This is a genomic window from Methylobacterium sp., from assembly GCF_019745455.1.
GTDB lineage: Bacteria > Pseudomonadota > Alphaproteobacteria > Rhizobiales > Beijerinckiaceae > Methylobacterium.
On sequence record NZ_JAIETD010000166.1, the window covers coordinates 1 to 9518 of the forward strand.

The following is a 9518-nucleotide window of genomic DNA, read 5'->3' on the forward strand; positions in this document are numbered from 1 at the left end:
GCCAGGACCTGGCGCGACCAGGGCGAGCGGCCGTGGCGCTACTCGAAGGCGGGAGTCATCACCACCGATCTGAAGCTCCTCGACGACAGTCCGCGGGCGCTGATCGGTCAGCTCGACCGCGAGCGCAGTGGACCGTTGATGGCGGCGATGGACGCCTGCAATGCCCGCTTCGGCCGAGGCGCCGTGGTGCCGGCGAGAGCCGGCCTGCAGCAGAAGCGGACATGGTCGACGAAGTTCGAGATGCGCTCCCCGCGCTACACGACTCAACTGGGCGAGCTGCCTGTGGTACATGCCTAGTAGCTGTAACATGAGCCATATTTTCAATAGATCTTGCCCATTCTTTGGAAAAATAATATACAAAAGAATCGATGAAATTTAGCAATGTTATATATTATTTGAAATAAAGTAAGTAAAATCCGTAGTATGTACACAGAAGGCGGTCTTGATGCTCAATCTCCGCACCCGTGATGATCTGGAGCGGCTCGTTCAAGAGCGACTGAACGAAAGCCTCACACTAGAATACAAGGGATCACCAGCACTAAATCGCACGAACGACGGACGATCAGAATTGGTAAAAGACGTAACCGCACTAGCTAATGCTGCGGGCGGGCAGATCATTTATGGCATTCGCGAACGCGAAGGAGTCCCTACCGGCATCGATGAAGGTATTGACAGAGCTCAGATCACACCTGAGTGGATCGAACAAGTTATAGGCACAAACTCCTCGCCGCGCTTGCAAAGCCTGAGCATCACGGAGATCGGCCTATCCTCAGAACCTAATAGGGTCGCGTACGTAATCAACGTTCCTCAGAGTGAGTCTTTTGCGCCTCATCAAAATTCAATTGATCATAAATACTACCGCCGCTTCGAGCGGCGCTCTGTCCCCATGGCGGATTACGAAATTCGCGACGCTATGCTTCGCAATCAGAAGCCTGTGCTCCAGGTCGAATTTAAGTTTCCGTCAGAAACAGGGCACATCGAACTAAACAACAGCGAACAATTATTTGCGATCCGGCCTTGGGTAATGAACCATTCGCCAGAGCCGGCGCTTTACTCGCTGTTTAAAATTTTAATAGATACAGCAGTCGATGTCATTGAATATCCGGAAGATGTAGAAAAACGAAGCGATACTATGAACTTATGGGGTCAAGAATATCAGGTGTATGAGAAGCGGTTTGCCGTTCCAAAAGATTTTCCTCTTATCAAGGGCTTATCAGCAAATTTTCATCGCCCCGATTTTCAATTGAGAATACCACGGCGCTCGTTCCGCGATGACGCTCGATTTATGCTCGCTTATCAAGCAGTAGCAGTGCCCGGCACAATTACGGAGGGATTTCAAATTTTATTGCTAAAAGATGAAAAACTATATTTAACAGCCAATACGATGGTAACAAAAGGTGGCGTCACCGTCATGTCAGTAGCTGATGAAGATGGGACCGAGGTCAATGATGCTTCGCTCGATTGAGAGTCGAAAGCTGGTTTTTAATGCCCTCGACAATAAGATCCTTGTCAGCTCCGCACTAAAGCGCGCCATCAAGCCAAGGCGAATGGGCTGGCCGACAAGGTCGCGGTGAGATGGATCGTATAACCCTCTCCCGTGAGGAAGGTCATTATATTTGGGGCGGCCATGAAGGCGTCCACCGCAGCAACGACGTCGGGCTCGCGGATCGCCTTCGCCTCAAACAATTCGCCTACGGTGCGGGTCTGAGCCATGACGGTGAGACAGGATAAGGCGCTCGGCCGACCACGGTGTCATCGCTTTGGCATGTTGCTCACTGCGAGGCGTCTCGATGACGAACAGAGCTAAGTGCCTGCACCGCCTGCACAATTGGCATCGGGTAAATAACGTTTGATATCAGTCGTTTAATGCTTGCGCTTCGTGTATCTTTCGAACATCGAATGTTCGGGCCAAGCGAGTTGGGAGGCGAACGATGAACGACGCATCCCTAACGCTGAGGGTGGAGGCGCTATGCCAGGCCTTGGGCTACCTTGGAAGCGCAACCTACTTCGACTCGTCTGAGGCTTTCGACCGCAGCGAGAATGTGCACGTCGTCCTGACGGCTTTCAGGGCGATCGGGATCCACTCCGTCTTCGGTCTGTCCGACGGCGCCGTGCCGGGATCGTTCAAGCCTGTCGTGTATGTGGGCGTCGCGGCTGACGCAGCCGGTGCCGACGACCTGCACAGGCGGACTTGGACGCAGGGCGTTGTCCCCCTGCTGATCCTCGTCACGCCGCGGGGCGTCGAGGTGAGGAACGCGTTCGGCCCCCCGATCGAGGGCCTGGCCAGGATTCCCCTGGACGAGATCGGCGAGGCTTTGCCTGCCATCCTCGAAGACGTCTCGGCCCGCTCCCTCACAACGTCCATTCACTGGAAAGATCGGAAGGTCTCGCGCGATGAGGCCATCGACACGCGCTTAGTGACGGCGATCGAGCGGATGAACCTACACGCCTGCGCGGAGTATCCTGAGCTCGATACGCGCGAGGGTCGCGCGCTCGTAAACGCGCTCGTCGGACGGCTGATCTACCTGTACGTCTTGGTCGACCGCGGCCTTGTCGGCGAGGCTTGGCTGCGCAACGCCATCGAGGACGCGGGTTGCGCTGGCAGCCTCTTCGCGGGCGCCGCCGTGCTCAAGGGGGTGCGCGTCGACCATCCTGATTTCTCCGCTGCAGAGGTTTGGGCGGCGCTCGACGGCATCGATGCGGCGATTAACGGCTGCGTATTTCCGATCGCACGAAAGGACCGGGCCCGGATCCCTGACGAGCTCGTGCGGTTCGTCCATAGCGTTGTGCGCTGGGGTGAAACGGTGGCTGGCCGCCAGCTCAGCTTCCTCGACGTCTCGTTTCAGGTTCTGCGCACCGAGACCATCTCCGCGATCTACGAACGATTCCTGCGCGTGGAGGACGGCGACGCCCAGCGGGCCGAAGGCGCTTTCTACACGCCCCCGTACTTGGCAGACTTCGTCGTCGCCCGCGCCGACGCCCAGAGGCCGATCGACGGCGGGTCACGGGTTGTCGATGCAGCGGCCGGGTCGGGCGTCTTTTTAGTATCAGCGTACCGCCGCATCATGGAGCGCTGCGCCCCAAATGGCGGATGGGGTCCCGACCACGCGAGCGCCGCGCGCAGCCTGCTGCAAGACTGCATCTTCGGGATCGAGAGGAACCCTCAGGCGGCCAACGTTTGCCGCTTCAGCCTCTACCTGACGATGCTTGACTATGTAGCGGGTGTGGACATCGGACGACTCGGTGCGATTGAGGACGGGGGCAAGCTGCTGCCATCCCTCGACAGCAACGTGGTGGTTGCAAGCGCCTTCACCCATCCGTTCGGCAAAGCTCGGTTCACCCACGTTGTCGGCAACCCACCATGGCTGAGGCTGAAGCGACGCGGCGCCAGGCGCAACGGCCCGGTCTCAATCCCGGCCGCCCCCGCTGCGACCGACGATTCCGCCCTCACCGCCTTTCTTGCGGAGCTGGGCGGGGAGACCCCGGTCGTGCATGGCCGGCTGTCGGATGCCTTCGTCTGGCTCGCCGTGGAATGCTTGGCGGCGGAAGATGCCGTGATCGGCCTCATCTTGCCGACGACTTCGCTGGTCGGCCGTCAGTCAGAGCGCTTCGCCTCCGCGTTGGCTACCCGGGTCTCGGTCCGCACCGTGGCGAACCTCTCCTACCTCCGGTACCGCCTCTTCGCCGGCGCGCGCGCGCCGGCGACCATCGTTGTGGCTGGGCGCCATCCATCCCGCCCCTCCGACCCGGTCACCGTCTACAGGCCTCGGCTTTCGTCCCTGCCGTTGGGTGCGTTCGGGGACGTCTGGGCCCTAATGGTTTCGCAGACAGACCTTCACACGGCCCACGTCCGGGACCTGCAGGGGGACGCCAACGGCTGGTTCGCCCCGTTGGTACTTGGAACCGTGGACAGGCGCACGCGCGACGCGCTCCGGACCCTGACTGGCCAACGGAAAGCCACCGTCGCAGGGTTTTTCGAACGGTCGCGCCTGCGCATCCTGCGCGGGGGCAACGCCGAGGAGACGGGCTTCGCGTTTCCGAAGCGGATCGACAGACAGGGGCGCGAGGTGACTCAAAACCTCGTTCGCCTCGCGAGCCGCCCAGGACCCGAGATTACCAACGCCTACCGAGCGCTTTTCTCGGGTAACGTGCTCCTGGTGCCGCGCACCTTCAAGAACCTGCGGGTGCTACAGGATCCACACGCGTTCAATTCGACCTTCTACGGGATCCTCTTCGACGATCTCACAACCAATTCTGACAGCACGACGAGGGACGACGCGTTCAGGCCGCTCACAAGTGCCGAGAAGTTGCGTGGCCTCCACAGCCTGCGCGCGTTCCTCGATTCGGGGGTCGTCAGGTACTTTGCCGCCTTGTACGGCGCCACGGTGCTGCTCGACGGGGCGCGCTTTGAGAAGGGTGACCTCCTCGCCCTTCCTTGCCCTTTCGGCAGTGTGGCCGACCCCGCCTTCCAGTTTTTGTTCGAAGCCCAGGACGTAGACGCCGCAATCCTGGACGCCCTTGGCGCTGGCCCCGACCTGAGGCAAGCCGTGGAAGAGTTCCTCTACTTTTCGCAGGGCTACGCTGACGCCCAGATACCGCCAGATGCGTTCAAGGAGGCCGGTGAGGCAGATATCCGGATCTACATGGAGCGACTACAGCGGGAGCTCGCCGCGAGCTTCACGGAACGGTTTCGACCGACTGCGACGGTCGTCGGGACCGGCGGAGGCCTCGTCTCAATCCGGATCTCTTTCGGACGTAAAGACGTCCACGAAGCCTATGACCGCACAGAACCAGACGGGACGTTTGTGGCATCGAGCGTGGTGTCGTTCGACCGCAAAGCCGGGATTGCGATGCTGAGGAAATCCTCGGCGCTCTTCGCCTGGATGTCCGACCAGGCTGTGGAGGATGCCGGTGAGCTCGTTAGGCAGGTCGCGTCGGGGGGCGCATGAGCAGAGGGCCTGCGGACGACCTATCGGAAGACGTTTGGCTTCGCTTCGTCGATGAGGCCGTCCGGGGCATCCGCGAGGCGGCTCGGAGGGTAAACGAGCCGGACAAACGCACTCATTTCGAAGCCAGGACCGGGTGGTTCGGGAAGGCTAACAAGGCCCGTAGGGGGAGCCGACTCCCTGACGAGACATCGATTAGCAAGGCGTTGATCGAGGTGATGGAGGAGATGCGAGCCGCGCAGTTCATCGCCGCGCCCGCTTTGGATCCTGACATGCCGGACCTGACGCGGATGGATTTCCACGTCGAGGTCGACAGGCGGTACGATCGGTCGATTGGCCCAAAGGCGCAACCGACGGACATACAGATCGCAATCCATCGGGATAGGATCGACCTGCGATTGGAGGCCAAGAAGCTGAAGGCGCCGCACGAGGTCGCTGCGGATTACCTCGGCTCAGAAGGGCTTAAACGGTTCGACAACGTGGATGCGCCCTACACCCTAGAACGTTTCGGCGGGATGATAGCGTACGTACTCGATCGGGATGCTGCGACTTGGACCGAACTCATCGCGGAGGGCCTCAAGGCGGCATTGCCCGCGGAATGCCTCAAGGAAACGTTTCTGTCCGGCGAAGCCGTGATGACCTCGATCCATGTCCGCGAGGTCGATCTCAAGCTGCACGGGGTGAAAGGCAGGTTCAGGACGGACGTTATCCACCTAGTGTTCGAGTTCGAGGCACAGCCCTCCCTCCGGCTTGCACCGACTCCGCAGCGCCGAAAAGTACGCGAAGGCTCCTGACTCCTCTGGCATTGCCATCTGCCTCGACGATCGCCTTCGCTTTGAACAGTTCGCCGAACGTTTGCTTGGTTGTCCCCAAGGTAAGGTCGGGTGGGACTAGTGCCCTGTCCGTCGAACCTATCGATCGCCGCCCATCCGCAGGGCTTCGGCGTCCTCGGCCCTCAAAGGCGGCTTGGTGAGACGTGCCTGCGCATCCAACGGCTCAAGCTCCAGCCCTGCGCGGACGCTTCGCCAAAACACCTCCGCGATTTCGCGCTTAAATTCGACCCGCTCTTGGAGCCCTGAAGGAATGCCGAGAACGGCGAACTGCGCGTCGGTCCCAATTGCAGTCGCTTGCGCCATCAGAGTGAAGAGGTCGGAATAGTACGGCAGCGGATCGGGGTCTTTGTCGACTAGGTTGTGTGCCAGCCGTCGTGTTCGAAGTTCACGGATACGATCGAGACATTCGAAATCTTCTCCGCTTTGCATCGAGTCCCATCGTTCGATCATGCGATCGATGGCAGCGCGACAGGCTTCCGCATCCGATTCCCGATCATCTTTCCATCCGGGAACCCATTGCCGAGCTCGCTGGATGAGCTCGGCCGCGACCTCTTCCTTGCGAAGGTGGTGCACGAGAATGGGAATTGACGCCTTGTCCTGTGTGTCCAATGCCCGTCCGAATGACACGTCGAAGATGCGAGCGAGATCCATGGCTAGCTTCAGCGCCAGCGAGTGCTGGACCACGTTGAAGGCCTCTATCCCCTCAATGTGTCGGTCTGAGAGGTGATGAGCTACGACGTCGTTAGCTGCCTCCATCGTCTCACAGACACCGATTGCGATTTTGATGTCAGGCAGGAGCAATGAGACGATCGCTTCGACTCGCTCGACGGCCTTCTCGGTCTGCATCGCGCTCACACGTTGGGGCAAAGTAGGGCAGCCCGAAATCATCCTCGGAGCACCCTAAGACGGTTTGAAAAACGGTTCCAAGCCATTGATCTTATTAGCCTGCATAATCGGATGGTTTGCAGGAAAGACCTTTATTTTCAGCAACCCGGCTAATCTGGGGGACTAGGGGTCGGAGGTTCGAATCCTCTCGCTCCGACCATGATTTTCCGTGTTTCGGAACGGGATGGTAGAGGCAGCCTTCGGGTTGCCTTTTTCGTTTCGGGTTCCGGTCGACGCGCTGACGGTACAAAAAGGGCGCGCCCTCGAGGAGCGCGCCCTGGATATTGACCTGCTGACCGGCCGAGCTGACTCGTACCGACCCGATCTCAGATCCGCTCGCGTATCAGCGGCCGGTGGATGAACCCGAGGTGCCGGACTTCATGTCCGTGGAGCCGGAATGCCCGGAGGTCGAACCGGTGGTATCCGACTTCTTCTCCTGGCCCGGAGCATAGCCGGACGCACCGGGGCTTCCCTTCAGGCTTCCCTTGTCCTGCATCTGCTGGCCTGGGGCGTTCGACTTGGCGCCCTGCTCGGCAGCAACAGCGCCGCCCATGATGGCGAAGGTAGTCAGGACGGCGATCGAAAGGCTTTTCATGAGAGTTTCCTCCTGAGTTCTTAACGACGCCAGGAACGACGATCCTTGCTGGACCGTTCCGAAATCGTCTCGCGACGTCAGCTCCGGGGCTGGTCTTCGCCCTCGCCGGGGCGGTAGCGTGCGCGAAGGTCGCCGGGCGACGGACGGGGCCGCATCGCAGGGAATTCGCAACCTGGCCGTCAGCGGAGACGTCACGTGCTGATCGCAGCGCTGGGTCTTGTCCTTCTCGGGATTTTAATCGTCCTCTTGGTAAGTCGCCGAAACTTCGGACGTCTCACCTCGTTCGCGACACTGGTCGCAACGGCGATGCTGCTGCTCTGGCTGATCGACGGCGGATTGCTGCCCGGCACAGAAGGGCCTTTCTCGTCCAAGCGTCCATCGACGCTCCTCGACCATCGCTAGCAGTTCAGGCATCCGCCAGCTCAGAAGAAGATCGGCCGTGCATGGGCGCTGTGCTCGGCCAGCACATCGTCGGTCGCCGGATCGACCTCCTTCAGCACCGCGTCGTAGCCCCAGAGGTCGGCGAGATGCTGCAGCACGCGCTTGGCGTCGTCCTTCTGCAGGGTGATGCGGTTGAGCGCCTTGTGGTGCAGGATCAGCTTCCGATCGCCTTCGAGGTCGACATCCACCACCTCGATATCCGGGTCGAGCCAGGCGACATCGTATTGCCGGGCGAAGGATCGGCGCATCTTGCGGTAGCCGCGCTCGTCGTGGATGGCGGCAACCCGCATCTCAGATTCGTCTGGATCGTCGACCACATGGAACAGGCGCATGTCGCGCATCAGCTTGGGGCTCAGGAACTGTGCGATGAAGCTCTCGTCGCGGTAGTTCGCCCAGATATCGCGCAAGGTCGCCATCGCGTCTCCGGTGCCGGCGATCTCGGGGAACCATTGCCGGTCCTCCTCGGTCGGCTGCTCCACGATGCGGGCGATGTCCTGCATCATGGCGAAGCCGATGGCGTAGGGATTGTGACCGCCATAGCCGCGCTCGTTGTAGTTCGGCTGACGGATGACGTTCGTGTGCGATTGCAGGAACTCCAGATAGGCCGCCTCTGTGATGAGGCCCTTCTCCGAGAGCGAGTTCATGATCCGGTAATGGCAGTAGGTGGCGCAGCCCTCGTTCATGACCTTGGTTTGGCGCTGGGGATAGAAATACTGCGCCACGAGGCGGACGATGCGCAGGATCTCGCGCTGCCAGGGCCGCAGGCGCGGAGCCGCCTTTTCGAGGAAGTAGAGGATGTTCTCCTGCGGCAGTTCGAGAAGGGCTTTGCGCCGCTCGATAGCCGCATCGGGCCGTGAACCGGCGGTCTTCTGCGGCAGGGTGCGCCAGAGGTCGTTGTAGATCTGCTCGCCGTGCTCGAGCCGCTCGCGCTCGCGCCGCTGCTCGGAGGCGAGATCGGGACGCTTCTTGCGCGGATAGCGATGGACGCCCTGGCTCATCAGGGCATGGGCGGCATCGAGCACCTGTTCGACTGCCTGATGACCGTAGCGCTCCTCGCAGCGGGAGATGAAGCCCTTGGCGAAATCGAGATAATCGAGGATGCCTTCCGCGTCGGTCCACTGCTTGAACAGATAGTTGTTCTTGAAGAAGTGGTTATGGCCGAAGGCGGCATGCGCGATGACGAGCGTCTGCATCGTCGCCGTGTTCTCCTCCATCACGTAGGAGATGCACGGGTCGGAGTTGATGACGATCTCGTAGGCGAGGCCCATCAACCCGCGGCGGTAGCCGGCCTCGTGCTGGGCGAAGTGCTTGCCGAAGGACCAGTGCTTGTAGAACAACGGCATGCCGATCGACGCGTAGGCGTCGAGCATCTGCTCGGCGGTGATGATCTCGATCTGGTTCGGGTACCATGACAGGCCGAGCGCGCCAGCCTCGACCTCGCAGGCATCGTGGATCCGCCGGATCGTGTCGAAATCCCAGTCGTTGCCGGTGAAGAGCGGCTGCGCCGCCGCGGCGATCTTCTGCGTTTTGAGACGGCTCATGCGTCCGCCTCCGCCCGTGCGTCCTTGCGCCCGAACAGTTCGCGGAAGACGGGATAGATCTCGCGGCGGTGGTTGACCTTGCGCATGGCGATCGGGGCGCCCGACTTCGCCAGGGCCTCGTAGGTCCGCCAGAGGGTGGTGCGGTGCTCGACGAATCCGGCGCGAGGGCCGTTCTCGTCGCCGACTTCCAGATAGGCGAAGTGCTGGCAGGCGGGCAGGATATGCGCCCGCAGCAACTCTGTCGCGGTCGGCGCGTCGCTGGAGACGTTGTCGCCGT

At 60.8% G+C, this 9518-nt stretch carries 10 protein-coding genes; 5 read left to right on the forward strand and 5 right to left on the reverse strand.

Going from position 1 to position 9518, the window contains the following annotated elements:
• Together K2Y56_RS25395 and K2Y56_RS25400 are read left to right on the forward strand one after the other, a co-directional pair.
• The coding region (locus tag K2Y56_RS25395) for a DUF4113 domain-containing protein (protein WP_292514640.1) at nucleotides 1-297 on the forward strand (297 nt) is incomplete at its 5' end.
• 148 nt (nucleotides 298-445) lie between these two features.
• The gene (locus tag K2Y56_RS25400; protein WP_292514643.1) at nucleotides 446-1465 is read left to right on the forward strand and encodes an ATP-binding protein; all 1020 of its coding nucleotides are present in this window, start codon (nucleotides 446-448) and stop codon (nucleotides 1463-1465) included.
• Between the two features lie 68 nt (nucleotides 1466-1533).
• Here K2Y56_RS25400 and K2Y56_RS25405 read toward each other — a convergent pair whose 3' ends face one another.
• Nucleotides 1534-1713 (reverse strand): hypothetical protein, encoded by a 180-nt coding sequence (locus K2Y56_RS25405; RefSeq protein ID WP_292514646.1) that lies wholly within the window; start codon nucleotides 1711-1713, stop codon nucleotides 1534-1536.
• Between the two features lie 218 nt (nucleotides 1714-1931).
• Here K2Y56_RS25405 and K2Y56_RS25410 point away from each other — a divergent pair, with 218 nt between their 5' ends.
• On the forward strand, nucleotides 1932-4949 hold the full coding sequence (locus K2Y56_RS25410) for an N-6 DNA methylase (protein WP_292514649.1): 3018 nt from the start codon (nucleotides 1932-1934) through the stop codon (nucleotides 4947-4949).
• Nucleotides 4950-5344: 395 nt separating this feature from the next.
• Nucleotides 5345-5740: a hypothetical protein gene (locus K2Y56_RS25415; RefSeq protein WP_292514652.1), complete on the forward strand. Its 396-nt coding sequence runs from the start codon at nucleotides 5345-5347 to the stop codon at nucleotides 5738-5740.
• A gap of 117 nt (nucleotides 5741-5857) precedes the next feature.
• On the opposite strand, the gene K2Y56_RS25420 is transcribed toward K2Y56_RS25415, so the two are convergent.
• Entirely contained in the window at nucleotides 5858-6625 is a 768-nt protein-coding gene (locus K2Y56_RS25420) for a hypothetical protein (RefSeq protein WP_292514653.1), read from the reverse strand.
• A 382-nt stretch (nucleotides 6626-7007) separates the two neighbouring features.
• On the reverse strand, nucleotides 7008-7259 hold the full coding sequence (locus K2Y56_RS25425) for a hypothetical protein (protein WP_292514656.1): 252 nt from the start codon (nucleotides 7257-7259) through the stop codon (nucleotides 7008-7010).
• Nucleotides 7260-7454: 195 nt separating this feature from the next.
• On the opposite strand from K2Y56_RS25425, the gene K2Y56_RS25430 reads away from it, so the two are divergent.
• Nucleotides 7455-7661 carry a hypothetical protein gene (locus K2Y56_RS25430; RefSeq protein ID WP_292514657.1) on the forward strand — a complete coding sequence of 69 codons (207 nt, stop codon included), beginning with the start codon at nucleotides 7455-7457 and terminating at the stop codon, nucleotides 7659-7661.
• 20 nt (nucleotides 7662-7681) lie between these two features.
• Here the strand turns inward: K2Y56_RS25430 and K2Y56_RS25435 are convergent, their stop codons facing one another.
• On the reverse strand, nucleotides 7682-9241 hold the full coding sequence (locus tag K2Y56_RS25435; protein ID WP_292514660.1) for a SpoVR family protein: 1560 nt from the start codon (nucleotides 9239-9241) through the stop codon (nucleotides 7682-7684).
• Nucleotides 9238-9518: DUF444 family protein (locus tag K2Y56_RS25440; RefSeq protein ID WP_292514662.1), on the reverse strand; the 281-nt coding region annotated here is incomplete at its 5' end. The genes K2Y56_RS25440 and K2Y56_RS25435, both read right to left, overlap by 4 nt.

Bases quoted from the DNA above. Each gene is read 5' to 3' on its own strand.
- K2Y56_RS25420 (WP_292514653.1), bottom strand. From the start codon at position 6,625: ATGCAGACCGAGAAGGCCGTCGAGCGAGTCGAAGCGATCGTCTCATTG.
- K2Y56_RS25425 (WP_292514656.1), bottom strand. From the start codon at position 7,259: ATGAAAAGCCTTTCGATCGCCGTCCTGACTACCTTCGCCATCATGGGC.
- K2Y56_RS25410 (WP_292514649.1), top strand. From the start codon at position 1,932: ATGAACGACGCATCCCTAACGCTGAGGGTGGAGGCGCTATGCCAGGCC.
- K2Y56_RS25435 (WP_292514660.1), bottom strand. From the start codon at position 9,241: ATGAGCCGTCTCAAAACGCAGAAGATCGCCGCGGCGGCGCAGCCGCTC.
- K2Y56_RS25400 (WP_292514643.1), top strand. From the start codon at position 446: ATGCTCAATCTCCGCACCCGTGATGATCTGGAGCGGCTCGTTCAAGAG.
- K2Y56_RS25405 (WP_292514646.1), bottom strand. From the start codon at position 1,713: ATGGCTCAGACCCGCACCGTAGGCGAATTGTTTGAGGCGAAGGCGATC.